The 24,663-nt window shown below is 68.3% G+C and carries 20 protein-coding genes; 6 read left to right on the top strand and 14 right to left on the bottom strand.

The genetic code is table 11. The features are described from left to right. The 9 genes from FFS27_RS03410 to FFS27_RS03450 all read right to left on the bottom strand — a co-directional run. The coding region (locus FFS27_RS03410) for a protein-glutamate methylesterase/protein-glutamine glutaminase (RefSeq protein ID WP_034033151.1) at positions 1 to 1,045 on the bottom strand (1,045 nt) is incomplete at its 3' end. 19 nt (positions 1,046 to 1,064) lie between these two features. Further along, positions 1,065 to 1,667 carry a chemoreceptor glutamine deamidase CheD gene (gene cheD, locus FFS27_RS03415; protein WP_003102220.1) on the bottom strand — a complete coding sequence of 201 codons (603 nt, stop codon included), beginning with the start codon at positions 1,665 to 1,667 and terminating at the stop codon, positions 1,065 to 1,067. A 5-nt stretch (positions 1,668 to 1,672) separates the two neighbouring features. Then, on the bottom strand, positions 1,673 to 2,515 hold the full coding sequence (locus tag FFS27_RS03420; protein WP_021263044.1) for a CheR family methyltransferase: 843 nt from the start codon (positions 2,513 to 2,515) through the stop codon (positions 1,673 to 1,675). A 69-nt stretch (positions 2,516 to 2,584) separates the two neighbouring features. After that, positions 2,585 to 4,624 (bottom strand): aerotaxis transducer Aer2, encoded by a 2,040-nt coding sequence (aer2, locus tag FFS27_RS03425; protein WP_003123817.1) that lies wholly within the window; start codon positions 4,622 to 4,624, stop codon positions 2,585 to 2,587. Between the two features lie 35 nt (positions 4,625 to 4,659). Continuing rightward, on the bottom strand, positions 4,660 to 5,145 hold the full coding sequence (locus FFS27_RS03430) for a chemotaxis protein CheW (RefSeq protein ID WP_003083938.1): 486 nt from the start codon (positions 5,143 to 5,145) through the stop codon (positions 4,660 to 4,662). After that, entirely contained in the window at positions 5,132 to 7,051 is a 1,920-nt protein-coding gene (locus FFS27_RS03435; protein ID WP_012613457.1) for a chemotaxis protein CheA, read from the bottom strand. Before FFS27_RS03435 ends, FFS27_RS03430 begins: the two co-directional genes overlap by 14 nt. A 27-nt stretch (positions 7,052 to 7,078) precedes the next feature. After that, positions 7,079 to 7,444, bottom strand: coding sequence for a response regulator (locus tag FFS27_RS03440; RefSeq protein ID WP_003083943.1), 366 nt, complete (start codon positions 7,442 to 7,444; stop codon positions 7,079 to 7,081). A gap of 197 nt (positions 7,445 to 7,641) precedes the next feature. Beyond that, complete coding sequence (gene cttP / locus FFS27_RS03445; RefSeq protein WP_009875676.1) at positions 7,642 to 8,826, bottom strand: trichloroethylene chemotactic transducer CttP; 1,185 nt, start codon at positions 8,824 to 8,826, stop codon at positions 7,642 to 7,644. A gap of 180 nt (positions 8,827 to 9,006) precedes the next feature. Continuing rightward, the gene (locus FFS27_RS03450; RefSeq protein WP_003083951.1) at positions 9,007 to 9,939 is read right to left on the bottom strand and encodes a LysR family transcriptional regulator; all 933 of its coding nucleotides are present in this window, start codon (positions 9,937 to 9,939) and stop codon (positions 9,007 to 9,009) included. Positions 9,940 to 10,055: 116 nt separating this feature from the next. Between FFS27_RS03450 and FFS27_RS03455 the strand changes: the two genes are divergently transcribed. Then, the gene (locus FFS27_RS03455) at positions 10,056 to 10,808 is read left to right on the top strand and encodes a 3-oxoacyl-ACP reductase family protein (protein ID WP_003106691.1); all 753 of its coding nucleotides are present in this window, start codon (positions 10,056 to 10,058) and stop codon (positions 10,806 to 10,808) included. 99 nt (positions 10,809 to 10,907) lie between these two features. Here the strand turns inward: FFS27_RS03455 and atsA are convergent, their stop codons facing one another. The 3 genes from atsA to FFS27_RS03470 form a co-directional block, all read right to left on the bottom strand. Further along, positions 10,908 to 12,518 carry an arylsulfatase AtsA gene (atsA, locus tag FFS27_RS03460; protein ID WP_021263244.1) on the bottom strand — a complete coding sequence of 537 codons (1,611 nt, stop codon included), beginning with the start codon at positions 12,516 to 12,518 and terminating at the stop codon, positions 10,908 to 10,910. Positions 12,519 to 12,605: 87 nt separating this feature from the next. Continuing rightward, complete coding sequence (locus FFS27_RS03465; protein ID WP_021263245.1) at positions 12,606 to 13,445, bottom strand: ABC transporter ATP-binding protein; 840 nt, start codon at positions 13,443 to 13,445, stop codon at positions 12,606 to 12,608. Then, positions 13,442 to 15,058 carry an ABC transporter permease gene (locus FFS27_RS03470; RefSeq protein WP_003110981.1) on the bottom strand — a complete coding sequence of 539 codons (1,617 nt, stop codon included), beginning with the start codon at positions 15,056 to 15,058 and terminating at the stop codon, positions 13,442 to 13,444. The genes FFS27_RS03465 and FFS27_RS03470 overlap by 4 nt, the downstream gene beginning before the upstream one ends. Before the next feature lie 265 nt (positions 15,059 to 15,323). Between FFS27_RS03470 and FFS27_RS03475 the strand changes: the two genes are divergently transcribed. After that, a complete protein-coding gene (locus tag FFS27_RS03475; RefSeq protein ID WP_021263246.1) occupies positions 15,324 to 16,385 on the top strand; it encodes an ABC transporter substrate-binding protein in 1,062 nt (353 codons plus the stop codon). A 22-nt stretch (positions 16,386 to 16,407) separates the two neighbouring features. Here FFS27_RS03475 and FFS27_RS03480 read toward each other — a convergent pair whose 3' ends face one another. Further along, a complete protein-coding gene (locus FFS27_RS03480; protein WP_021263247.1) occupies positions 16,408 to 17,766 on the bottom strand; it encodes an OprD family porin in 1,359 nt (452 codons plus the stop codon). A 247-nt stretch (positions 17,767 to 18,013) separates the two neighbouring features. Here FFS27_RS03480 and FFS27_RS03485 point away from each other — a divergent pair, with 247 nt between their 5' ends. Further along, entirely contained in the window at positions 18,014 to 18,739 is a 726-nt protein-coding gene (locus FFS27_RS03485) for an acid phosphatase (RefSeq protein ID WP_003110979.1), read from the top strand. 23 nt (positions 18,740 to 18,762) lie between these two features. On the opposite strand, the gene FFS27_RS03490 is transcribed toward FFS27_RS03485, so the two are convergent. Continuing rightward, positions 18,763 to 19,680, bottom strand: a complete 918-nt coding sequence (locus FFS27_RS03490; RefSeq protein ID WP_003110978.1) for a LysR family transcriptional regulator — start codon at positions 19,678 to 19,680, stop codon at positions 18,763 to 18,765. Between the two features lie 349 nt (positions 19,681 to 20,029). Between FFS27_RS03490 and FFS27_RS03500 the strand changes: the two genes are divergently transcribed. From FFS27_RS03500 to FFS27_RS03510, 3 genes are all read left to right on the top strand, one after another. Further along, positions 20,030 to 22,402, top strand: coding sequence for a TonB-dependent receptor (locus FFS27_RS03500; protein ID WP_023100719.1), 2,373 nt, complete (start codon positions 20,030 to 20,032; stop codon positions 22,400 to 22,402). A 40-nt stretch (positions 22,403 to 22,442) separates the two neighbouring features. Continuing rightward, positions 22,443 to 23,345: a TauD/TfdA dioxygenase family protein gene (locus FFS27_RS03505; RefSeq protein ID WP_003110976.1), complete on the top strand. Its 903-nt coding sequence runs from the start codon at positions 22,443 to 22,445 to the stop codon at positions 23,343 to 23,345. Positions 23,346 to 23,412: 67 nt separating this feature from the next. Continuing rightward, positions 23,413 to 24,312 (top strand): TauD/TfdA dioxygenase family protein, encoded by a 900-nt coding sequence (locus FFS27_RS03510; protein WP_003137071.1) that lies wholly within the window; start codon positions 23,413 to 23,415, stop codon positions 24,310 to 24,312. The last annotated feature ends 351 nt before the right edge of the window (positions 24,313 to 24,663 follow it).

Here is a 24,663-nt window from a genome sequence, read left to right on the forward strand (position 1 = left end):
GGCGGTTGCCGCTGCCGCGCCGGGCGGCTTGCTGGAGCAGCGCGGCGGCGATCCGTTCGAGCGGCAGCACGTCTTCCGCGGCGCCCAGTTCCACCGCTTCGCGGGGCATGCCGTAGACCACGCAGGTAGCCTCGTCCTGGGCCAGGGTGTAGCCGCCGGCCTGGCGGATCGCCAGGAGCCCGCGCGCGCCGTCCTTGCCCATGCCGGTGAGCAGGCCGGCGAGCAGGTTGCGCCCGGCGCAGCGAGCCAGCGACTCGAACATCACGTCCACTGCCGGGCGGTGGCCGTTGACCTGCGCCTGGCGGTTCAAACGCACCACGTAGTTGGCGCCGGAGCGCTGCACCTCCATGTGGTGGTCGCCCGGCGCGACCAGGGCGTGGCCGGGCAGTATGCGGTCGCCGTCGCGCGCTTCGCTGACGCTGAGCCGGGTCAGGCGATCCAGGCGCTCGGCGAAGCTGCGGGTGAAGCCGGGAGGCATGTGCTGGGTGATGACCACTCCGGGACTGTGCGCCGGCAGGCCGAGCAGCACTTCCTTGAGCGCCTCGGTGCCGCCGGTGGAGGCGCCGAGGGCGATGATCTTCTCGGTGCTGAGCAGCGGCGCTGCGCTTTCCGGCGGCGCCGGCGCGTCCGCCGCACGGCGGCGCAGGCGGGCGCGGGCGACGGTCTTGAGCTTGGCGCGGATTTCCTCGGCATAGGCCTGCATGCCTTCGGCGATGCCCAGCCGGGGCTTGGCGATGAAGTCCACCGCGCCCAGTTCCAGCGCGCGCAGGGTGGCTTCGGAACCGCGCTCGGTGAGCGAGGAGATCATCAGCACCGGGGTCGGCCGCGCCTTCATCAGCTTGTCGAGGAAGGTCAGGCCGTCCATCCGCGGCATTTCCACGTCGAGGCTGATCACGTCCGGCGCGTGCTGCTTGATCAGGTCGCGGGCGACGAAGGCATCCGGCGCACAGCCGACCAGGCGTAGCTCCGGGTCGGCCTGGATGATCTCCTTGAGCAGGCTGCGGATCAGGGCGGAATCGTCGACGACCAGGACACTGATGGGCATGGCGGGCTCTCCCGGAGAGTCAGAACAGGTCGATGGGGCCGCCGTCCGCGTTGCGATCGATACGGCGGCGGTAGTCGCGTTCACGCTGCAGCACGGTGTCGTTCTTCAGCTCCACCAGGGACTTCACCAGGACCCGGCCATTGCGCGGGAAGAAGTAGATCTTGCGCGGGAAGGCCTCCAGCACGTCGCTGGCGAGCAGCGGGATACGCTCGGTGGCCAGGTAGTCGAGGGTGAACTCGACGTTGCGCTGGCCGATGGCGGCGCTGATCTGGCGCAGTACCGAGCCGCCGCCGAAGACCTTGGCCTGCAGGCGCTCGCGGCTGGCGCCGAGGGCCAGCATGCGGTTGATCAGCAGTTCCATGGCGTGGCTGCCGTAGCGCGCCGACGGCGAGGCCGGGTCGCCGCCGAGGCCGCGCTCGGGGAGCATGAAGTGGTTCATCCCGGCGATGCCGTTGAGCGGGTCGCGCAGGCACACCGAGACGCAGGAGCCGAGCACGGTGACGATCACCAGGTCTTCGCCGCTGGCGAAGTATTCGCCGGGCAACAGCTTCACCGCATCGCAGGCGAAGTACGGATCGTAGTAGCGGTTCAGCGGCGCGCCTTCCCGGGCCTGGAGATTCATCGCGATCAGGCCGGGCTGTAGACGGTCTGGCCGACGGGCCGCACCAGGTGGCTGGCGTGGACGAAGTTCTCCGAATGCCCGGCGAAGAACAGGCCCTCCGGCCGCAGCAGGGCCACCATGCGTTCCAGCAGGCGGGTCTGGGTCGGCTTGTCGAAGTAGATCATCACGTTGCGGCAGAAGATCGCGTCGAGTTCCCCGGCGATCGACCAGTCCGCTTCCAGCAGGTTGATCTGGCGGAACTCCACCAGTTGCCGCAGTTCCTCCACCACCCGCGCCTTGCCGGCGTTGGGCCCGGTGCCACGGAGGAAGAAGCGTTTCTTCAGCGGCGCCGGCATCTGCTCCAGGCGTTCCAGCGGATAGACGCCCAGGCGGGCGCAGTCGAGCACCCCGGTGTCGATGTCCGAGGCGACGATCTTCACCGGCGGATCGAAGCTGCCCAGCGCCTCCACCAGGGTGATGGCGATCGAATAGGGTTCCTCGCCGGTGCTCGCCGCCGCCGACCAGATGCGCAGCGGGCGATGCCGCTGCAACTGGCGGCGGGCGAGGTCGGCGAGCAGGGGGAAGTGGTGGCGTTCGCGGAAGAATGCGGTGAGGTTGGTGGTCAGCGCGTTGACGAACAATTGCTGCTCGCCCGGCTCGCGGTCGAGGTGGATGAAATATTCGGCGAAGCTGCCCAGCCGCAGCAGGCGCAGGCGCCGCGAGAGGCGGCTATAGACCAGTTGCGCCTTGCTCTCGGCCAGGCTGATGCCGGTCAGCCGGTAGAGCCGCTCGCGTACTTGCTGGAAGTCCTCGCGGGTGTAGTGGAACTCCTGGTTGCCGAACACCGGCGAAGGCGTGGAGGTGGGCATTGGCGTCGGGTTTCCCTGGTCGACCCTAAGGGCTTGCCGCCCTCCGCCTGGCGGAGGCGCGGCGTGGTCTCAGAACTCTTCCCAGCCGTCTTCCTTGCGCGCCTTGCTGGCCCGCGCCATGCCGCTGCGGGCCAGCGGCGCCGGCGCGCTGGGGCGTGGCGCGGACGGCCGCGCGCTGGCGAGCTGGACCACGCTCGGCGGAGTGTCCAGCCTGAACACCGCCACCGACTGGTTGAGCAGGCCCGCCTGCTCCTGCATGGCCTCGGCGGCGGCCGCGGCTTCCTCCACCAGCGCGGCGTTCTGCTGGGTCATGTCGTCCATCTGCGAGACCGCGCTGTTCACCTCTTCGATGCCGGTGCTCTGCTCGGCGGAGGCGGCGGCGATCTCCGACATGATGTCGGTGACCCGGCGGATCGCTACCACGATGTCGCTCATGGTCTGTCCGGCCTGGGCCACCAGGGTGTTGCCGTTCTCCACCTTGTCCACCGAGTCGGAGATCAGCGTCTTGATCTCCTTGGCCGCGGCGGCGGAACGCTGGGCGAGGGTGCGCACTTCCCCAGCGACCACCGCGAAGCCGCGGCCCTGCTCGCCGGCGCGGGCTGCCTCGACCGCGGCGTTGAGGGCGAGGATGTTGGTCTGGAAGGCGATGCCGTCGATCACCCCGATGATGTCGGCGATCTTGCGCGCCGACTCGTTGATCGAGGACATGGTGCTGACCACCTTCTGCACCACGGTGCCGCCCTGGGTCGCCACTTCCGAGGCATTGGCCGCCAGCGAGTTGGCCTGGCGGGCATTCTCGGCGTTGAGCTTCACCGTGCTGGTCAGTTCTTCCATGCTCGAGGCGGTTTCCTCCAGGCTCGACGCCTGCTGCTCGGTGCGCGCCGACAGTTCGGCGTTGCCGCTGGCGATCTCGCTGGCGGCGGTGTTGATGGTGTCGGCGGCCTCGCGAATCTGCCCGAGCATCCGCGACAGGCTCAGCGCGGTCTCGTTGGAGAAGTCCTTGAGCTGGCCGAAGGTGCCCTGGTAGTCGGCCTCGATGCGCTGGGTGAGGTCGCCCTGGGCCAGCGCCCCGAGCATCCGCGAGACGTCGCGCAAGCCGCGGTCGGCGGTATCCACCAGGCTGTTCAGGTCCTTCGCCAGCCTGAGGAAGAAGCCTTCCTTGCCGGCCTCCTCGACGCGCTTGCTGAAGTCGCCGGCGGCCGCCGCCTGCACCAGTTGCGAGACTTCCTGCTCGGCGCGGTGTTCCTCGGTGCGGTCGGTCCATTGCACGGCGGAGCCGAGGCGTTCGTTGGCGTCGTTGAACACTGGCACCACGTCGAGGGAGAAGCGCCGGCCGCCGAGGTTGAGCTCGGCCTTGTGCACGCCGGTGAGGTTGGCCAGCAGGTGCCGCTGGTGCGCCGGGTTCTTGTGGAACACGTCGATGTTGGCGCCCATCAGGCGGCCGGCGTCGAAGTTCGGCAGTTGCTTGCGGATATCCGCTTCGGCGCGGCCGAGCATCTCGCTGACGGTGCGGTTCATGTAGATGATGTTGAGGTCGTTGTCGGCGATCATCACGTTGGCCGAGACGTTGTCCAGCGCGCTCTTGATCCGCGCGTTGTAGGCCGCCGTGGCCAGTTGCGCCGAGGTCGCCTCGGCGGCCCCGCGCAGGCGCTCGCGAACGCCGTCGATGGCTTCGGTGATCTGCGCCTTCTTGCCCGGCAGGCGGTCCATCAGCGGCTCGAAGTTGCCCTGGCCGTAGGCGGTGACCACGCTGACCACCTTCATCTTCACCGCGATGTGCGCGGCCACCAGTTCGTTGACGCCCTTGGCGATGCGCGCCGCGCGACCTTCCAGGCGTTCGGCGGGAATCGTCTGGTCGATCCAGCCGGCTTCGTGCTGGCGGCTCATCTCCGCCAGCCCCGCCTCCAGGCTTTCCACCTGCTGGAGTTCGGCGCGTTGTTCGCGCAGTTGCCGCTGCAGCGCCCGCAGGCTGTCGTAGAGACGCTCGTAGCCGGGCGCCGGGGCCTCGCCGACGGCGGTGTCGAGCTGGCCGTCGGCGAACGACTGGAGGAGCGTGGCGATCCGGTCGGCGCGTTGCTGCGCCACCGCATGTGCATTGAACAGACCCATTTCGATATCCCCTGCCTATCCCTCGTTGGCGCCGCTCAGGCCGCGGCTTCGTCGACCAGCGCCATTTCGCGGCTGGTCATCAGTCTTTCGATGTCCACCAGGATCAACATGCGCTCGCCCGCGGTGGCCAGGCCGAGCAGGTATTCGGTGTCGAAGCTGGCGCCGAACTCCGGCGGCGGCCTGATCGCGTCGCCGCCCAGGGCGATCACGTCGGATACCGAGTCCACCACCACGCCGACGATGCGCCGGCCGATGTTGAGGATGATCACCACGGTGAACGGGTCGTAGGTGACCTCGGCGAGGTGGAACTTGATGCGCAGGTCGACGATCGGCACGATCGCCCCGCGCAGGTTGATCACGCCTTTGATGAAGGGCGGCGCGTTGGCGATCGCGGTGACCTGGTCGTAGCCGCGGATCTCCTGCACGCGGAGGATGTCGATGGCGTACTCCTCGCGGCCCAGGGTGAAGGTCAGGTATTCCTGCGCCGGGCCGTTCGCCTGGCTTGCCTCAGTGCCGTTCATCGGCGGTGTCCTCCCGCGCCGCCAGGCGTGGCAGCGCATCGACGTCGAGAATCAGGGCGACGCTGCCGTCGCCCATGATGGTGGCGCCGGCGATACCCTCCACGCGGCGGAAATTCTGTTCCAGGCTCTTGATCACCACCTGCTGCTGGCCGACCAGTTCGTCCACCTGCAGGGCGAAGCTGCGCCCCTCGGACTCGAGGATCACCACGATGCCCTGCTCCGGCGCCGGCGCTTCGCCGCCGATGCGCAACAGCTCGTGCAGGCTGAACAGCGGCAGGTACTCGCCGCGTACGCGGATCATCGCGTTGTCTTCGCCGCCGAGGCCGCGCACGTCGTCGCTGCGCGCCTGCAGCGACTCGACGATGTAGGTCAGCGGAATCACGTAGTTGACCGCTTCGACGGCGACGATCAGGCCGTCGAGGATCGCCAGGGTCAGCGGCAGGCGGATGCCGATGCGAGTGCCCATGCCGGGCGCCGAGTCGATGTCGATGCGCCCGCCCATGGCACCGATGTTGCGCTTCACCACGTCCATGCCGACGCCGCGTCCGGACAGCTCGGTGACCGTCTCGGCGGTGGAGAAGCCGGGCATGAACACCAGTTGCCAGACCTCGGCGTCGCTCATCCCGTCATGCACCGGCAGGTTGCGCTCGCGGGCCTTGGCGAGGATGCGTGGACGCGACAGGCCGCGACCGTCGTCGGAAACCTCCACCACCACGCTGCCGCCCTGGTGGCTGGCGGCGAGCTTCACCGTGCCGCTCGCCGGCTTGCCGGCGGCGAGGCGTTCGGCGGGCGTTTCGATGCCGTGGTCGATGCTGTTGCGGACGATGTGGGTGAGCGGATCGCTGAGTTTCTCGATCACGCTCTTGTCCAGTTCGGTGTGCTCGCCGTGCAGGTGCAGCTCGACCTGCTTGCCCAGGCGCGTGGCGGTGTCGCGCACCAGCCTGGGGAAGCGGCTGAAGATGAAGTTGATCGGCAGCATGCGGATCGACATCACCGACTCCTGCAGGTCGCGGGTGTTGTGTTCGAGCTGGGCCAGGGCGTGCTGCAGGCGCTCGTGGCGGCTCGGGTCGAGCTGCTCGCCGAGCTGGCCGAGCATGGCCTGGGTGATCACCAGTTCGCCGACCAGGTTGATCAGGCTGTCGATCTTTTCCACGCTGACCCGGATCGAGCCGGACTCGCCGTCGCCACGCACGGGCGCGACTGCGCCCCTGGCCGGCGCGGCGACGGCTTGCGCGGGCGCACTGGGCGCGGCGGGGCTGCCGGGGGCGCCGTCGAACAGGCCGAAGGCGCGTTCCTCCGCCGGTGGGGAACCCGGTGCCTCATCGAAGAGGCCGAACGCTTCGCTCGCGGCCGGTGCGCCGGGCGCCTCGTCGAAGAGCCCGAACGCTTCCGGCGCGGCCGCTCGTTCCGGAGCGCCCGGGCCTTCGTCGAAGAAGCCGAAGGCATCGTCGTCCGCGGTTTCCCTGGCGGGCGCGTCGTCGAACAGGCCGAAGCCTTCCTCCGCCGCTTCCTGCTCCGGCACCCGCAGCCAGCCGCGCAGCCGCTCGACCGTCTCCAGTAACGGCACCCCGGGGTCGGGACTGCCGCTGCGATGGGCGTCGAGCAGGCGCTGCAACACGTCGCGGGCTTCGAGGAAGGAACTGATCATGTCCGGCCGCAGGTGCATCTGGCCGCAGCGGATGCGGTCGAGCAGGGTCTCCAGTTCGTGGGTGACGGCGGTGATGTCGTCGAAACCGAACATTCCGCTGGAACCCTTGATCGAATGCGCGGCGCGGAAGATGCCGTGCAGCGTCTCGCTGTCCGGCCGGTCCAGGTCGAGACCGATCAGGAGGAGTTCGAGGGTGGCCAGGTGTTCCTCGGTTTCCTCGAAGAACACCTGGAGAAACTGGCTCATATCCTGAGGCATGGGACCTCCCCCGCGGGGGAACGGGAATCAGGGCAGGACCTTGCGCGTCACTTCGAGCAGTTTCGGCGGGTCGAACGGCTTCACCAGCCAGCCGGTGGCGCCGGCGCTGCGTCCCTGCTGCTTCATCGCGTCGCTCGATTCGGTGGTCAGCATGAGGATCGGCACGCTGCGGTAGCCGGCCAGGTTACGCAGGCTGCGGATCAGCGACAGGCCGTCCATGTTCGGCATGTTCTGGTCGGTGAACACCAGGCTGTAGCTCTTGCTCTGGGCCTTGCCGAGGCCTTCCTTGCCGTCCGCGGCCTCGTCCACCTCGTAGCCGGCGGACTTCAGGGTGAAGCTCAGCATCTGGCGGATAGACGCCGAGTCGTCGACGATCAGAATCGGTTTGCCCATGGTCTTGCGTCCTCACGGTGTCCCTACCGCAGCGCCAAGTTCGGCGGCGAAGGTGGTGTGTGCCAGGTGGCTGTGACGGAGGGCTCTGATGGCCCTTTGCTAGTTCCAGTAAAGACAATGTCCGGTGGATTTCAATTATTGGCGCCGGTTTCTCGTCGGATAGTTATCCGGTTAGACGGATTGGCTATCGATACCCCTCAGAACAATTCCACTTCGCCCACGTTGACGCTGTTCTGGCTCACCGGGCTGGGCAAGGGCCGGCGCAGTTCCTCGACCTCCCGTGCGACCCGTTCGGGCCATTCCTGGCGCGGTCGCGCCTCCAGCGCGCCGAGGCCGAGGGCGAAGGCGCCAAGACGCGCATGGTGCTTGCGCATCTGGCCGAGCAACTGGCTGCCCATGTCCTGGAATTGCAGGGCGGTGACCGCCGCGTCGACGCCCTGGCCGACTTCCAGCGAGAGCCGGTCCAGTTCGTGGATGACCTTCAGGGTGTGCCGGTTCATCGCCTCCAGGTCATCGAGCATGCCCTGGATCTTGTGCTTGGAATCGAGGGCGAAGGACATGTCCTTGTCGGCCAGTTGCGAGATCGCGCTCTCGGCGTCCTGGATCTCGTGGTGGACCACGTCGACGTGCTTGCGGATGGCGGCGGAAAACTCCGTGGAGCGGGTCGACAGCGCGCGCACTTCATCGGCGACCACGGCGAAGCCGCGGCCGCTCTCGCCGGCTCGGGCGGCCTCGATGGCAGCGTTGAGGGCGAGCAGGTTGGTCTGCTTGGCGATGGCGTCCATGTCCTGGGTCGACTGCAGGATCTCGGTGATCTTCAGGCGCACCTGGTCCATGCGTTCCACCAGTTGCTGCGAGGTCCGGCTGGTTTCCAGGGTAGCCTCGACGAACAGGCTGAGGGTCTGCTGGGTGGTCCTGACGAAGTCCTGGAAGTTGATGCCTTCGTCGACCTGGCCGCGCCCGTCGTAGCGCTCGATCAGCGAATGGGACAGGCCGCGCTGGGTATCGATGCGTTCGGCGAGGCCGTGGAAGCTGTCGCTGAGCTGGCGGATCGCCGAATGCAGCAGTTCGTCGATCTGCCGGGCGTGACCGTCCAGTTGCGCGGTTTCGTCGGCGAGCGCCCGTTGCGCCGCGCTCCAGGCCGGCGAAGCGGCATCCGCCTGCGGGTTGGCATTCGCTACCGCTTGCCGAGGGGCGCGCAGGAGGAGGACGAGCATGGCCAGGCTGGCGAACCAACCGAGCGCCAGGACCAGCCAGACGCCGAGGCCGACGGCATGCAGCCCGGCGCACAACGCCCAGGGTAGGGAAAGCAGGCCCAGCTTCAGCAGCAGGGGCCGGGATGGTAACGAAACACCGAGGGACTCGCGCATGCTGCACTCCATGTGCCGGATCGGAGCAGGGCTTCCAGGCGGTCCCTCGGGACCGTGCGGAAGACGCCTTCCAAGCTCGTCGGCGGCGTTTTCTAAAACTAGAGTCCCAATCGGTAATGTCAAACTGCCGTTTTTCCGGCGAGGCCGGTGCCAGGGCCTTTTCCCGTTTGCCGAGGCGACGGATGGCTGGCGCTAGCCGGTTGGGAAGGCGGAGAAGCGCCGGGCCAGGTCCTGGCGGCGGAAGTAGTCGACGACGAAGTCGACGAAGACCCGGGTCTTGGCCGGTAGCAGCTTGTTCGCCGCGTAGTAGAGGCTGGTGTTGCCGGCGTCGACGTACCAGTCCGGCAGGACCCGCACCAGGGCGCCGGACTCCAGGTAGGCATAGGCGTGCTGCATGCATACCAGGGTGATGCCCAGGCCCATGGCGGCGACCTCGCAGGTGGCTTCCGGGTCGCTCATGGTCATGCGTTCGCGCAGCTCGATCGGCGCCTCCTCGCCGTTGCGCCGGCGCAGCGGCCAGGAGCGCACGCGGCCGGTCTGCGGCGAGCGGATGCGGATCCCGTCGAAGCCGCCCAGGTCGCCTGGATGGCGGATTGGCGGCTTGTCGCGGAGGTAGGCGGGCGAGGCGAGGAGGATCAGGTGGCCCGGCGTCAGGTTGCGCGCCACCACCCCGGGAGGCAGTTCGAAACCGCCGCCGATGGCGGCGTCGAAGCCTTCGCCGATGAGGTCGACCTGGCGATTGTCGAAATGCCAGTCGGGCACGATGTCGGGATAGCGTTCGAGGAACTCGCCGAGCAGCGGCAGGATGTAGTCGCGGCCGAAGGCCAGCCCCATGCTGACCTTCAACGTGCCGCTGGGTTGGTTGCCGACGCTGGAGACGTTGGCGAGAGCGGTCTGGATGCCCTCCAGGCTGCCGCCGACCTCTTGCAGGAAACGCTCCCCGGCTTCGGTCAGGGTCAGGCGCCGGGTGCTGCGCTGGAACAGGCGCACGCCGAGGTTGCTTTCCAGGCGGGCGACGTTCTTGCCCACCCCGGCCGGCGTCAGGCCCAGGCGCCTGGCGGCCTCGGCGAAGCTACCGGCCTCGGCGCTGCGGACGAAGCACTGGATGTTGCTGAGGGTTTCCATGGGAAAGGGCCCGCATAAACCATTGGTATCGGCTGAATATAGCGATTACCCGCTACCAGGTCTGCAATGGACGACGGAAACTCGGGGCCTGTCTATCCACTCCGATGGAGATTTCCATGTCCGTATCCTCTGCATCCCTCGCCGGCAAAGTCGCCTTCGTCCAGGGCGGTTCCCGCGGCATCGGCGCCGCCATCGTTCGTCGGCTGGCCGCCGAAGGCGCCAGCGTCGCCTTCACCTACGTCAGCTCGGCGGACAAGTCCCGGGCCCTGGCGGCCGAACTCGAAGGCGCCGGAGCCAGCATCCTGGCCCTGCATGCCGATAGCGCCGACGCGGCCGCGCTCGTCGCCGCCGTCGACGAAGCGGCGGCTCGCTTCGGACGCATCGACATCCTGGTCAACAACGCCGCCGTCCTCGCCCTCGGTTCGGTGGAAGAGCTGCCGCTGGCCGACTTCGAGCGGACCCTGGCGATCAACGTGCGCAGCGTCTTCGTCGCCACCCAGGCGGCGGTCAAGCACATGGGCGACGGCGGGCGGGTGATCAGCATCGGCAGCACCAATGCCGAACGCATGCCGTTCGCCGGCGGCGCCACCTACGCGATGAGCAAGTCGGCGCTGGTCGGCCTGACCAAGGGCCTGGCCCGCGACCTCGGCCCGCGCGGGATCACGGTGAACAACGTGCAGCCGGGTCCGGTGGATACCGACATGAACCCGGACGACGGCGACTTCGCCGAGGCCCTCAAGGGCCTGATGGCGCTGCCGCGCTACGCCCGCAGCGAGGAAATCGCCAGCTTCGTCGCCTACCTGGCCGGGCCGGAAGCGGCCTACATCACCGGGGCCAGCCTGACCATCGATGGCGGTTTCTCGGCCTGACCCGGGTCGCCTCGTTCCACCCGGCGAAGTAGCCCCTCTCCCCGACCTTCTGGCCAGACGTTCCCTCCTGAAGGGAGAGGGCGAGGGGAGAGGTTCCGCTTATCGCACCAGGAAAGGCGAAGCCCCCTCTACGACACCGGTCTCGCTGACGTATCGCTTCCAATGCTCGATCAGCTCCGCCAGCTTGCCCGGCTGGCTGTCAGCGAGGTCGTGGATCTCGCCCGGGTCGCGGGCCAGGTCGTAGAGCTGCCAGGTGGCCGGGCCCACCGGGGCCGGCAGGTACACCGCCTTCCAGTCGCCCTGGCGGATCGCACGCATGCCGAACAGCTCCCAGCCGGTCACGGTGTTCTCGTCGTGGGCCGCCTCGGTCTCGCCGGAAAGCCAACCCAGCCAAGACCTGCCGCGCGGCTCGGCGATCTCGCGGCCGCGCCAGCGCTTGCCTGGGTGGCGGACACCGGCGAGGTCGAGGAGGGTCGGGGTGACGTCCATCACCGTGGCGAAGGCATGGCTGATCGCACCCTGCCGGCTTAGCCGCGGGTAGCGCACCAGCGCTGGCACGCGAATCCCGCCCTGGGTTGTGAACGCCTTGTACAGGCGCGATGGTGCGGTGGCCGCCTGGGCCCAGCGCGGGCCATACCAGACGTAGGAATTGGCGCGGCCGATGTTTTCCAGGCTGTTGTCGTAGTGCCGGTCGAGAAAGCCCAGCAGGTCCGGGCCGAATTTCGGGAACGCCTCCAGTAGGGCGCCTTCGGCGCCGTTGTCGGACATGAACAGGACGAAGGTGTTGTCCAGCTCGCCCTGCCGGCGCAGGTAGTTCACAACCCTGCCGATGTTCCAGTCCATGCGCTCGACCATCGCCGCATAGACCTCCATCGCCCGCGCCGACTTAGCCCGTTCCTCGTCCTCCAGGGCCTCCCACTCGCGGCTCAGGGCGAGCACCGGATGGGCTTCGACGTCCGCTTCCACCAGGCCCAGCTCCTTGAGCCGGGCCAGGCGTTCCTGGCGCAGCGCTTCTGGACCGGCGTCGTAGCGACCGCGGTACTTCTCGACGATCTCCCGCGGCGCTTGCAGCGGCCAGTGCGGCGCGGAGAACGGCAGGTAGGCGAAGAACGGCCGGCTCTGGTCGCGCTCCTTGAGGTATTGCAGCAGCTTGTCGCCGAAGGCGTCGGAGGAATAGAAGCCCTCCGGCAGCGTGTCGAGGTAGCGCTCGTCTTCCACGTAGAGCGCTGGCGTACCCTTGAGGATGCGCGGAGTGCTTTCGTCGTAGGGCGGCTCGAAACCATAGTGGTTGGCGGCGCCCGGCAGCAGCGAGAAGGAACGCTCGAAACCGCGTGCATGGGGCGTCTGTTCCGGCTTCAGGCCGAGGTGCCACTTGCCGGCCATGAGGGTCTGGTAGCCGGCCTCGCGGAGCAGCTCCGGCAGCGCCACCACGCGCTCGTTGAGATGCCCTTCGTAACCCGGCTTGCCTTCCAGTTCCGGGGTCAGCGCCTCGGCCATGGTGCCGATCCCGGCGATGTGGTGGTCGGTGCCGGTGAGCAGCATCGAGCGGGTCGGCGAGCAGGTCGAGGCGGTGTGGAAGTCGGTCAGGCGCAGGCCGGCGATGGCCAGGGCGTCGAGGTTCGGCGTGGCGATCTCGCCGCCGAAGGCGCCGATATCGGAGAAGCCCAGGTCGTCGGCGACGATCACCAGGAAGTTGGGGCGTTTGCTCATGCGCGGGTCTCGTCTGGATGGGAGGAGAAGGTGGGGCCCTCGCCCCCGCCCTTCCCGCAGGGGGAAAGGGCCAGGGCAAGGGGCTTTTCAGCAAGCGATGAATTCGAAGGGCAGGTTTTCCACCCGTCGCGGCGGCGGCGCGACGTACTCGCCGTCGGCGGTCAGTTCGTGCAGCAGCGCTTCGCGCTGGCGCAGGAAGTCGAAGCCACCGCGCTCGCGCGGATGCGCCAGGCCCACCTCGACCACCCGCCTGATCCGCCCCGGACGCGGCTCCATCACCACCACCCGGTCGGCCAGGTAGAGCGCCTCCTCGACGTCGTGGGTGACCAGCAGGGTGGTGATACGGGTACGCCGGCGGATCGCCAGCAACTCTTCCTGCAACTGCTGGCGGGTCAGTGCGTCGAGGGCGCTGAACGGCTCGTCGAGCAGCAGCAGGCGCGGGCTGGCCACCAGGCCACGGGCGATCGCCACGCGCTGGGCCATGCCGCCGGACAACTGGTGCGGGTAGGCACGCTCGAAGCCGTGCAGGCCGACCAGGCGGATGTATTCGTCGATCCGCGCCGCCTTGTCGGTTTCGCCAAGGGCTTCGTTGACCAGGCCGAGGGCGACGTTCTGCTGCACCGTCAGCCAGGGGAACAGGCGGTGCTCCTGGAACACGATGCCGCGTTCGCCGCCGATGCCGGCGATTGGCCGGCCGTCGACGCGGATCTCGCCGTCGTAGTCGCGGTCCAGGCCGATCAGCAGGCGCAGCAGGGTCGACTTGCCGCAGCCACTGGCGCCGACGATGGCGATGAACTCGCCCTCGCCGATCTCCAGGTCGAACTGCTGGATCGCTTCCAGTCGCCGGCCGTCCACGGCGAAGTGCTTGCGCACCTGGCGGAAGCTGACCAGCGGGGTGCCCGTGGCGGGCGCGGTGAGTGCGTTCATGCGTGTCTCCAGCGCGTGGCGCGCGCTTCGATGCGTTGGCCGAGAGCATTGAGCAGGGCGCCGGTGAGGCCGACCAGGAGCATGCCGGCACCGATCAGGTCCATGCGGAACAGTTGCTGGGCGCCGATCATCAGGCTGCCGATGCCGCCGTCGGAGGGCATGAAGTACTCGGCGCCGATGGTTCCCAGCCAGGCGTAGATCAGCGCCAGACGCAGGCCGGCGAACACCGACGGGGCGGCACCCGGCAGGACCAGCCGGAGCAGCCGTCGCCAGGGACCCAGGCGCAGCACCCGGGCCGCCTCGCCGAGGCTCGGCGGCAGGCTGGCGATGCCGCGCTGGGTGGCCAGCAGCAGCGGGAAGAAGGCGGCGATTGCGACGAACGTCAGCTTGGCCGGTTCGCCCAGGCCGAACCAGGCGGTGAGCAGCGGCACCCAGGCGAAGATCGCCACCTGCCGCAGTGCCGCGAAAGTGGGGCCGAAGAAGCGTTCCGCCGGGCGCCACAGGCCGAGCAGCAGGCCGCCGAGGAAACCCAGGCCGCCGCCCAGCAGGAGGCCGCCGAGCGTGCGCTTCAGGCTGTCGAACAGGGCGCCCGGCAGGCTGCCGTCGAGCGCTCCGCTCCAGGTCGCCCGCGCCACTTCCAGAGGGCTGGCGAGGATCGCCGGATCGACCCATTCGGCGCTGCTCGCCGACTGCCACAGGAGCAGCAGCGCCAGCGGCGGCAGCCAGACCTGCAGGCGCTGCCAGCCGCGTCCCGGCGGGCGCCGGCGGAATTCGCCGGTGGCGGCTTGCGGCCAGTGCAGCAGGCGGCGGTCGAGCCACTGGATGGCGCGGTCCATGCCCACCCCGACCAGGCCGATGACGAGGATGCAGACGAACACGATGTCGAGCATGAACAGTTGCCGGCCCTGCACCATCAGGTAGCCGATGCCCTCGCTGGAAGCCAGCAGCTCGACCGCCAGCAGCGAGGTCCAACCCTGCGCCAGGGCCAGGCGCAGCCCGGTGAGGAAGGCCGGCAGCGCCGCCGGCAGGATCAGCCGCCAGACCAGCAGGCGTGGCGGCAGGCGCAGCACCGCGGCGGCTTCGCGCAGCTTGGGCTGGGCGTCGCGCACGCCGACCAGGGTATGGATGGTCACCGGCACCACGACCGCTTTCACCAGCACCACCAGCTTGAGCAGTTCGCCGATGCCGAAGAACAGCATGAACAGCGGGATCCAGGCCAGCGTGGGGATCTGCGCGAGGGCGCTGAAGGTGGGGAAGACCAGGCGCTCGGCACGCGGACTGAAGCCCAGCCAGGCGCCTAGCGCGGCGCCGCTGGCGACCCCGGCGAGCAGGCCCCAGGCCAGGCGCCGCAGGCTGATCGCCAATTCGCTCCAGAGTTCGCCGGCGAGCAACTCGCGGGCGCTCTGCCAGACCAGCTCGGGAGTCGGCAGCACCTGGGCCGACATCCAGTGGCGATGGCTGGCGACCCACCACAGCAGCGCCAGCCCGAGCGGCAGCAACCAGGGCAGCAGGCTGTCCCCCAGGCGCCGGGCGAAAGCCGCGGAGGGCGGCGGCGCCAGGCGCGGCAGGGGCCGGCTCCAGGCGGGCGAAAGGGTTTTATCGATATTCTTCATGGAAATATAAATCGCCACATCAATGCGTTTTTTCGCTAAGAAGGGTCATTTAAAGAAAGGCGCCAGGCAGCGGCAAATGCATTTGGAGAATATTTTCCATGCTCTGGCTGCATATGACGCGGAGAGGCCCGTGCGGCCTGTCATACTGCTTATGGTTATAAAAAATGAATTTTTATTATTTATTTTCGAGGCGCCGCTGTGCATAGCTAGCCGCTCACCCGCTCCCGGCGGGAATCCCTCTCTTCCCGTTCCAAGGAGCCGCCCCATGAAAGCGCTTACGTCTTCCCTGCTCGGTCTGTTCGCCGTGCCTGTCCTCGCCGGCCTGCTCGGTGCCTACGTGCCGCTGGCGAGCGCCGCTCCGCCGAAGGAAATCCGCATCGCGGTGCCGGACGTCAGCGCCGGCAGCTCGCACTCGGGTGGCGGCGTGGTCGACGTGCTCTACACCCGGCAGTTGCTGGAGAAGGAGTTCGCCAACGACGGCATCGCGGTGAAATGGAGCTTCTTCAAGGGCGCCGGTCCGGTGGTCAACGAAGCGTTCGCCAATGGCCAGGTGGACTTCGCCTACCTCGGCGACCTGGCGGCGATCATCGGCAAGTCCGGAGGCCTGGACAGCCGCCTGCTGGCCGCTACCGCGCGAGGGGTCAACCACTATCTCGGCGTGCAGCCGGGCTCCGGGATCAAGACCCTGGAGGATCTCAAGGGCAAGCGCGTAGGCATCTTCCGTGGCACCGCCAGCCAGCTGTCGTTCGACAATGCCCTGGCCAGCGTCGGTCTCAGCGAGAAGGACCTGAAGGTGATCAACCTCGACTTCAGCGCCGCCCTGTCCGCCCTCGCAGCCAGGCAGATCGATGCCACCTGGGGCCTGGCCGGACTGTTCGCCCTGCGCGACCGCGGCCTCGCGGAAATTCCGCTGAGCACCCGCGACCTGGACGGCGCCGGCACCCTGCAGGCGCTGCTGGTCGGCTCCGGAGCCTTCGTCGATGCCCATCCGGACATCACCGAGCGGCTGCTCAAGGTGCAGTTGCAGGCCCAGGACTGGCTGGCCCGCGAGGAGAACCGCGACGCCTACATCGAACTGGTGTCGAAGCAGGCCAGCTACCCGGTGGTGATCCTGCAGAGCGAGTACCGTGGCCGCAAGCTGGGCGACGCCCTGTCGCCGCGCCTGGACGCCGACTTCCTTGGCCGGCTGGATGCTTCGATCCAGGCGGCCAAGCGTTTCGGCCTGATCCGTCGCGAATTCAGCGCCGAGCAGTGGGCCGCGCCGGAACTGCTGGAAGCGGCCGGCAAGCTGGCGAAGGCCAAGGCCGTGGCGCAAGCGGCGGAGTGACGCCGCGCCGCGGCCCGGGGCGTCACCAGATCGAGCGGGAGTAATCGACGACCAGCCGGGTTTCGTCGATGTCGCCGTCGAGATAGCTCGCGTTGCCCCGGTGCCAGGCCTGCGAGGCGCGCAGCGCGAGGCCGGCGAGGGGGCCCGCCTTGACCCGATAGGCGAAGCCGAGGTCGCTTTCCCGGTGCCGCCCGTCACGCCCGTAGAGTCCGGCGTAGATGCTCTTGGCGGCACTGCTGGCGCTGGCCCCGGCACGGCCGCGGGCATGCAACGCATGCAGGCTGAGCCCAGGCAGGCCGAGCGCGCCGAGGTCCAGGTCATAGCGTAATTGCCAGGAACGCTCGCCCGGTCCGTTGAAGTCGGAGTAGCCCACCGAGTTGGCCAGTACCATGGACGCGCTGGAGCGCCCGTCGCCGAAGGCCATGTAGTCGAACGGCTGCTCGCCATGGACACGCTGGTAGGCCAGGGTGATGCGCTGCGGCCCCTGTTCGTAGCCCAGGGCCAGGGAGCTGGCCAGGGTGTCGATGCGGCCGAAGCGGCTCTGGCCGCTGTCGCGGGTGCGGTAGGCGTCGAGGTCGACCCGCAGCGCGCGCTCCCCGCCCAGCGGCTGGCGATGGCTGGCGCCGAAATAGGCCTGCTGCCAGATGTCGTCGAAGCGCGAGGCGTAGAGCGACAGTTGCAGCCGCTCCGTGGCCTGCCATTGACCGCCGAGGAAGCCGACCGCGTCGAGGCGCACCGGATAGGCGCCGAGGCGTCCGTAGACGGTGCTGATGTCGCCACGGACCTTGGATTCGCCGGGGCCGGAGGCGGCGGTGAAGCGCCCGCCCTCGAGCAGCAGCCCGTCGAACGAGCGGTCCTCCAGCAGCAGGCCGTAGGCCATGCCGGCCAGCGTGCGGTTGCTGCTGGCGGCGAACACCGGCGCGCTGGTGGTGGTCTGGCCGTACTTCAGGCGGGTTTCGCCGTGGCGTAGCCTGAGGGCGCCGCCGACCTTGCCGTAGCGATGGTCGGGATGGCCGTCGGCGCCGACCGGCAGGTTGCCGGTGCCGGTGCGGCCGCCGCCGCTGTCCAGTTGCAGGCCGAGCATGGCATGGGCGTCGAGGCCGAAGCCGAGGCTGCCCGGCGTGTAGCCGGAGGCGAACTGGAGGCGCAGGCCCTGGGTGGTTTCCTCGCGGTAGCCGTTGCGCTCGCTCCTGGGCTTGAAGCGGTTGCGCCCGGCGTTGTTCGGGCTGTCGCGGTAGTCGCGGTTGAAGTAGTAGGTGCGGGCGAGGAACTGCAGTTCGCTGTCCTCGACGAAGCCCCCATCCCCGGCCGTCGCGGCCGCCCCTTCGGAAAGCGTGCCGGCGACCAGGCCGGCGAATACAGCGCGTTTGAGATTTTGCATTTATTGTTTTCTCCCACCTGAGTGCCAGGTGGGTGCAGTCTCGGAAGTCGCTCCGCAGGCCGCTTGTGTTTCCCTGCCTCGGCTTTTGCCGGGGCCTGCCATTGGCAGGGGCTGGCATGTGCAACGGCAGGCCGGGTCAAGCATTTCGGAAGTCACCGACGGAGAGTGTGGCGTCGGCCGTCATCCGCAACGGCCGTGGGTGGGAGCCTCGGCTCCCGATGCAACCTCGCCTCAGGGAATACGCTTCATGAACAACAAGACCCTATGCCCTTCGCTCTTGCTCTGCCTTTCGCTGCTCGCGCCGCTGGCCTGTCTCGGGGAGACCGCCGCCGCGCCCTATCCGCTGGCCCACCCACCGCGCCTGGCCGATTACCTCCCGCCGCCGCCGGCGGCGGACTCGGCTGCGGCCGTCGCCGATCTCGGCGCGGTGCTGGAGGCTCAACGCCTGCGCACGCCCGAACAGGTACGCCGGGTACGCGCCCACGACCAGTGGGAGGACAACGTCTTCCCCTTCGCCGGCGACCTGCTAGGCGCGTCGTTCGACAAGGAACGCCTGCCGCTGACCCGGAGCTTCTTCAACCGCGCCCAGGAAAACCTGGTCGAGGTGCTGATGCCGGCGAAGAAGCACTTCGCCCGCCCGCGTCCCTACGAAGTGACATCGAAGGTGAAGCCAGTGCTGCCGCCGCCGGAGGGGGAGTCCTATCCCAGCGGCCACACCATGGACAGCTACTTCAAGGCCTCGCTGCTGAGCATGCTGGTGCCGGAGCATCACGATGCGTTCTTCGCCCGCGCCGAGGAGCATGCGCAGAGCCGGGTGCTGGCCGGCGTGCACTTCCCCAGCGACCTGGAAGGCGGGCAGACCGCCGCCGCGGCGCTGGTGGCGAGCCTGCTGGCCGATCCGGCGGTGGCCGCCGACTTCGCCGCGGTGCGCGAGGAGCTGCGCGGCGCGCTGGGGTTGCCGAAACTCCAGTAGAGGAAGGGAAACCGCGCGGCGGCTCAGGCCGCCGCGTGGCGTGCCTGGTCCAGTTCCACCAGCGTCTCGATCATCGCCTTGGCCGCCGCCGAAAGCCGGTAGCCGCTGCGGCTGATGATGCCGCAGCGGGCGCTGAGGCTATCCAGGTTCTGCGGCAGGTTGCGCCACTGTAGCGGTTGCAGTTCGCCGCGCTGCAGGTAGGGGCGCAGGGTCTCGTCGCTGGCGATGCCGATGGCGTCGGTCTGGCGGACGATGCGGATCAGCGCGTGCATGTTCTCGCAGCGGATGTTGGCGGCGAAGTCGATCTTGCCGCTGAGGTTCGCCAGCAGCTTGCGGATGCCCGGGGGAATCAGGGTCGAGGCCAGCGGGTAGTTGAACAGGTCGTTGGTGGACAGGCTGTCCTTGCCCAGCAGCGGATGTTGCGGACGGCAGAAGAACTGGCCGCGGCGCGGGGTCAGCGGGCGCGTCTGGAAGTTCGGGTCGGCCTCGAAGTCGCGGATGTCGGCGACGAAGAATTCGATCTCTTCGCGGAGCAGGGCGCGGCTGAGCTTTTCCCAGTTGTCCACGTCCAGGCTGATCTGCACCCGCGGGTGGCGGTTGATGAAGTCGGCCACCGCGTCCGGCACCAGTTGCTGGGCCGGCGCCGGCCCGCTGCCGAAGCGCAGCTCGCCGGCATCCAGCTTGTTCAACTGGGCGATCTCGTGGATCAGGTTGGCCGACCCCTGCACCAGGCTCAGCGCGTGTTGCAGCACCACCTGGCCTTCCGGCGTCGGGCGCAGGTCCTTGCTGCCACGGTCCACCAACTGGCAGCCAAGCTCCTGCTCCAGGCCCTGGATGCTGCGGCTGAAGGCCGGCTGGGTGATGCCCATGGCGTCCGCCGCACGGACGAAACTGCGGTGTTCGGCGAGGGCGATGAAGTAACGCAGTTGGCGTAGATCCATGATGCTTTACCGGCATTGGAAATATTGGACAAAGGCATTTGCCGTTCGGGATGTGCTGGTTTTAAATGCAAGCTCTTATTCCGTCAACAAAGAACAAATTAGAAAAATATGCGATTTAGTAATAAGCATAGATAGACCCCAGGAGCTGAACATGGTCCACCGTGCCTTTGCCGCGCCACCTCCGCCGTTCCGAATGCCCTTCCGCGTCGCCGGCGGCTGTCGTCCCTGACAGTCGCCCGGGGCTGAGCCGTCCGCCGGCCCCCTTCGAACCTTTCGCCAGATCGCTGCCTTGCGCGGCATGGCCGCCTGCTGCCTGCGTCCGGCTGTGCCGGAACCGAGGACATTCACGATGAAGTATCACTACCGCTTGCCGCTCCGCCGAACGCCGCCCGGCGGCTCCGACTACGCCCTGGCCCTGCTGCTCGCCCTCGGCGGTGCGTTGCCGGCCAGTGCCGCCGATGCTCCCGCGTCCGCCGAGGAGGCGCCGCCGCTGGCCGGCAGCGCACCGGTCAAGGCCGATACGGCCCTGGGCAAGGTTACCGTCACCGCGCGTCGCCGCGAGGAGGATTCGCAGAAGGTACCGACGCCGATCACCGTGCTCGGTGGCGAGACTCTCGAGGCCCAGCGCATCTCCCGGGTGCAGGACCTGCAGCAGGTGCTGCCCAGCGTCAATGTCGCCTACATCCATGCGCGGCAGTCGAGCGTCGCCGTGCGCGGCATCGGCAACAACCCCGCCAGCGACGGCCTGGAAGGCAGCGCCGGGATCTACCTCGACAACGTCTACCTGGGACGTCCGGGAATGGCCGTGTTCGACCTGCTGGACATCGAGCAACTGGAGCTGCTGCGCGGTCCGCAGGGCACTCTGTTCGGCAAGAACACCACCGCCGGGGTGCTGAACATCAGCACCCGCGCGCCGACCTTCACTACCGAGCGCACCGTCGAGGTCTCCGGCGGGCAGGACGGCTACTTCCAGGGCCGCGGCACGGTTTCCGGGCCGCTCGGCGAAACCCTCGCCGGACGCCTCTCGGCCTATCGCACCCGCGACGACGGCTACATCAAGAACATCCACGACGACAACTATCTCAACGGCGGCGAGCGCCAGGGCGCGCGTGGGCAATTGCTGTTCGAGCCGAACGAGGACTTCAGCCTGCGCTGGATCGCCGACTACAACGAGGAGGATTCGAGCAACGGCAGCATGGTGGTCTACGGCGCCGCCGAGCGTTTCTGGCAGCGCGCCGCGCTGGTCGGCGCTTCGCCGTTGCGCGATCCGCAGCGCAAGAAGGTCAACATCAACGGCCGCCAGCACGTCAGCGTGCACCAGGGCGGCAGCTCTCTGGAGGCCAACTGGAACCTCGCCGGCGGCTACCGCCTGACCTCCATCAGCGCCTACCGCTACTGGCACTTCACCCCGGCCAACGACGAGCAACTGAACGTCTCGGCGATCAACGACACCGGGGTGGAAGTGCACGACCGGCAGTTCTCCCAGGAGATCCGCCTGGCCTCGCCCACCGGCGGTGCCTTCGACTACGTGGTGGGCGCCTACGCGTTCAGGCAGAACCTCGGCAACAAGACCTTCACCTCCTACGGACCGTTGGCCGACCTGTACCTGCTCGGCGCCAATCTCGGCGCGCTGAACGACACCTACTCGAAGGCCAACGGCAAGATCGAGACCGACAGCTTCGCGCTGTTCGCCCAGGGCACCTGGCACCTCAGCGAACGCCTGGACTTCACCGCCGGCCTGCGCGGTACCTACGAGGAGAAGAACGCCAAGGTCGAGCGCTTCGCTCCGCTGGGCGGCGCGGCGGTCGGCGGGGTCGGCGCGGCGGTGCGCAACGGCCAGCTCGGCGCCTACGATTCCGGCGATCTCAGCCAGTACAACTTCGCCCCTTCGGCGTTGCTCAGCCTCAGCTACCAGTTCAGCGACGACCTGCTCGGCTACGCCAGCCTGTCCCACGGCGAGAAGTCCGGCGGGGTCAACCTGGCGGTGGGCAGCGCGCCGAGCGCCGGCGCCGATTCGCTGCTGGTCGGACCGGAGCGCGCCAACGACGCCGAGCTGGGCCTGAAGAGCACGCTCTTCGACCGGCGCCTGCTGCTCAACGCCAACCTGTTCTGGACCGGCATCCACGGCTACCAGGCCACCACCCTGTACCAGGCGCCGGGCTCGACGCAGTTGGTGCAGGTGCTGGCCAACGCCGGCAGCGTGCGCTCGCGCGGCCTGGAATTCGAGGCCACCGCGCTGCCGTTGCGCGGCCTGACCCTGAACTTCAACGGCTCTTACAACGACGTCACCTACCTGTCGTTCAAGGATGCCCCGTGCCCTGCGGAAGTCAGCACCCGGCCCGGCGCGCCGAGCAGTTGCGACCTCAGCGGGCAGCGCGTGGTCGGCGCCTCGAAATGGATCGCCAACCTCAATGGCGAATACCAGTGGCGCCTCGACGACCGCTTCCAACCCTACGTCAGCGCCAGCTACGCCTACCGCTCCGCGGCCGAGGGCACGCTGGACAACTCCGACCTTTCGAAGATCGACGGCTACGCCCTGGTGAACCTCGCCGCCGGCCTGCGCAGCGATGTCGGCGACGGCCAGCTGGACACCTCGGTATGGCTGAAGAACGCCTTCGACAAGGACTACTACCTGAGCGCCTTCGCCAGCATCAACGGCTCCTACACCGCATCGGTGGGACAGCCGCGCACGCTCGGCGTATCGCTGCGCTACGACTTCTGAGCCTTCACCCACGCAGTACCCCACGCATGAGGAACATGACATGAGCAATGCAGCACAAGCCCTCGCCACGCCGGTACGGCTCGACGTCCGGCCGGTCGCCGGACGGATCGGCGCGGAGATTCGCGGCGTGACCCTGTCCGGCGAACTGGACGCCGCCACCGTCGAGGCGATCCAGGCCGCCCTGGTACGCCACAAGGTGATCTTCTTCCGGGACCAGAGCCATCTCGACGACCAGACCCAGGAGGCCTTCGCCCACTTGCTCGGCGAACCGGTCGCCCACCCCACCGTGCCGTCCCGCGAAGGCACCCGCTTCCTCCTCGAGCTGGATGGCGCCGAAGGCCGCCGGGCCAACTCCTGGCATACCGACGTGACCTTCGTCGAGGCCTACCCGAAGGCCTCGATCCTGCGCAGCGTGGTGGCCCCGGAGTCCGGCGGCGACACCGTCTGGGCCAACACGGCGAGCGCCTACGCCGACCTGCCGGCGGAGCTGCGCGAGCTGGCCGACCGGCTCTGGGCGGTGCACAGCAACGAGTACGACTACGCCGGGGTCAAGCCCAGCGCCTCGCTGGAGCAGTTGGAGAACTACCGCAAGGTGTTCACCTCGACCGTCTACGAGACCGAGCACCCGGTGGTCCGCGTGCATCCGCAAAGCGGCGAGCGGACCCTGCTCCTCGGCCACTTCGTGAAACGCCTGAAGGGTCTTTCGCAGCATGACTCGGCGCACCTCTTCGCGGTGCTGCAGGGGCACGTCACGCGCCTGGAGAACACCGTGCGCTGGCGCTGGCAGGCCGGCGACGTGGCGATCTGGGACAACCGCGCGACCCAGCACTACGCGATCGACGACTACGGCGACCAGCCGCGCGTGGTGCGCCGGGTGACCCTTGGCGGCGACGTGCCGGTAGGCATCGACGGGCAACGCAGCCGGACGATCCGGAAGGCATGACGGACCCGGCCCTCTCCTCGCCGGGGAGGGCGACCACAGGCAGAACGAACCCGCGAGGACCCCTTACATGAGCCAATCCGCCACCGCCCGGCAACCCGAACCCGAGGTCGCCGAGGCATTCCGCATCACCCCCCTGGAGGCGCCGCTGGGCGCCGAAGTCCGTGGCCTCGACGCGCGCCGGCCGCTGGCGCCGGAGCAGGTCCTGGCGCTCAAGCAGGCGCTGCGCGAGCACCACATCCTGGTGTTCCGCCAGCAGCACCTCGACGATGAGCAGTACTTGCGCTTCGCCACCCTGTTCGGCTCGGTGTTCCAGCCGCCGGCGGACATCCCGGTGCTGTCCTCGGGTGGCGACGGCAAGGTGCCGGAGATCGTCAAGGTGGCCAACACCGGCGACGGCGAACTGGGCAACTTCGCCCTGCCGGCACACATCGACCACCAATGGACGCCGGTGCCGTCCTCCGGCTCGTTGCTCTACGCGCTGGAGGTGCCGTCCAGTGGCGGCGAGACGCGCTTCACCAACCTGGCGCGCGCCTACGAGAGCCTCGACGAGGCGACCCGGCGCGAGATCGATGGCCTGCGCCTGATCAACTACAACCCCTTCATCCGCCTGCGCGAGGGCGGCTACGGCGGCGGTTTCGCCACCTACCGCACGCCGGACATCGAACCGATCCAGGGCAGCGAGCACCCACTGGTACGCACCCACCCGGAAAGCGGCCGGCGCGTACTGTTCCTCAGCGCCCACACCGAGGTGGAGATTCCCGGCTACGACCCCGCGCGGGGCCAGGCGCTGATCGGTCGCCTGCGCGAACATCTGGCGCGCCCGGAACTGAGCTACAGCCACGCCTGGTCGGTGGGCGACATCGTCTGGTGGGACAACCAGGCCGTGCTGCATGCGCGCAACGCCTTCCCGGCCAGCGAGCGGCGGCGCCTGAAGCGCATCAGCCTGGCGGGCAGCCGTCCGTTCTGAACCGGCATCCCCCAGCGTGCGCCGGCTCCTCCGTTGCCGACCGACGCCGGTCGCTGCGCACCGCTCTGGCGAGCCCCTTCCGTTCCGGCGAATAGCTAGCAGAACTGCGACATGCTGTCGCAGTTCTGCCATTTCTCCGCGTCTATCCTGCCCATAGGGCAATTCGCCTTTGGTCTAACGAGCTGGCCTGCAGCGCCCATGGAAAGGCGATCCTGACTTTGTAGTCAAAGTTTTGCTTTGCTACTTTGGCCAGGCATCAGGGATTGCTGATACAGCGTATTAAAAACATTAATTACCCCGGCATTCCGCGGCGCTGGCAGGATATTTTCCCGTCGAAGCCGTAGCGGCTTG

The organism is Pseudomonas sp. 2VD, from assembly GCF_005503585.1.
Classification (GTDB): Bacteria; Pseudomonadota; Gammaproteobacteria; order Pseudomonadales; family Pseudomonadaceae; genus Pseudomonas; species Pseudomonas aeruginosa.

Bases quoted from the DNA above. Each gene is read 5' to 3' on its own strand.
- aer2 (WP_003123817.1), bottom strand. From the start codon at position 4,624: ATGGGTCTGTTCAATGCACATGCGGTGGCGCAGCAACGCGCCGACCGG.
- FFS27_RS03475 (WP_021263246.1), top strand. From the start codon at position 15,324: ATGAAAGCGCTTACGTCTTCCCTGCTCGGTCTGTTCGCCGTGCCTGTC.
- FFS27_RS03450 (WP_003083951.1), bottom strand. From the start codon at position 9,939: ATGGAAACCCTCAGCAACATCCAGTGCTTCGTCCGCAGCGCCGAGGCC.
- FFS27_RS03490 (WP_003110978.1), bottom strand. From the start codon at position 19,680: ATGGATCTACGCCAACTGCGTTACTTCATCGCCCTCGCCGAACACCGC.
- FFS27_RS03440 (WP_003083943.1), bottom strand. From the start codon at position 7,444: ATGGGCAAACCGATTCTGATCGTCGACGACTCGGCGTCTATCCGCCAG.
- FFS27_RS03500 (WP_023100719.1), top strand. From the start codon at position 20,030: ATGAAGTATCACTACCGCTTGCCGCTCCGCCGAACGCCGCCCGGCGGC.
- FFS27_RS03480 (WP_021263247.1), bottom strand. From the start codon at position 17,766: ATGCAAAATCTCAAACGCGCTGTATTCGCCGGCCTGGTCGCCGGCACG.
- FFS27_RS03455 (WP_003106691.1), top strand. From the start codon at position 10,056: ATGTCCGTATCCTCTGCATCCCTCGCCGGCAAAGTCGCCTTCGTCCAG.
- FFS27_RS03465 (WP_021263245.1), bottom strand. From the start codon at position 13,445: ATGAACGCACTCACCGCGCCCGCCACGGGCACCCCGCTGGTCAGCTTC.
- FFS27_RS03420 (WP_021263044.1), bottom strand. From the start codon at position 2,515: ATGCCCACCTCCACGCCTTCGCCGGTGTTCGGCAACCAGGAGTTCCAC.
- FFS27_RS03470 (WP_003110981.1), bottom strand. From the start codon at position 15,058: ATGAAGAATATCGATAAAACCCTTTCGCCCGCCTGGAGCCGGCCCCTG.
- cheD (WP_003102220.1), bottom strand. From the start codon at position 1,667: ATGAATCTCCAGGCCCGGGAAGGCGCGCCGCTGAACCGCTACTACGAT.
- FFS27_RS03430 (WP_003083938.1), bottom strand. From the start codon at position 5,145: ATGAACGGCACTGAGGCAAGCCAGGCGAACGGCCCGGCGCAGGAATAC.
- atsA (WP_021263244.1), bottom strand. From the start codon at position 12,518: ATGAGCAAACGCCCCAACTTCCTGGTGATCGTCGCCGACGACCTGGGC.
- FFS27_RS03485 (WP_003110979.1), top strand. From the start codon at position 18,014: ATGAACAACAAGACCCTATGCCCTTCGCTCTTGCTCTGCCTTTCGCTG.
- FFS27_RS03505 (WP_003110976.1), top strand. From the start codon at position 22,443: ATGAGCAATGCAGCACAAGCCCTCGCCACGCCGGTACGGCTCGACGTC.
- cttP (WP_009875676.1), bottom strand. From the start codon at position 8,826: ATGGAGTGCAGCATGCGCGAGTCCCTCGGTGTTTCGTTACCATCCCGG.
- FFS27_RS03435 (WP_012613457.1), bottom strand. From the start codon at position 7,051: ATGCCTCAGGATATGAGCCAGTTTCTCCAGGTGTTCTTCGAGGAAACC.
- FFS27_RS03510 (WP_003137071.1), top strand. From the start codon at position 23,413: ATGAGCCAATCCGCCACCGCCCGGCAACCCGAACCCGAGGTCGCCGAG.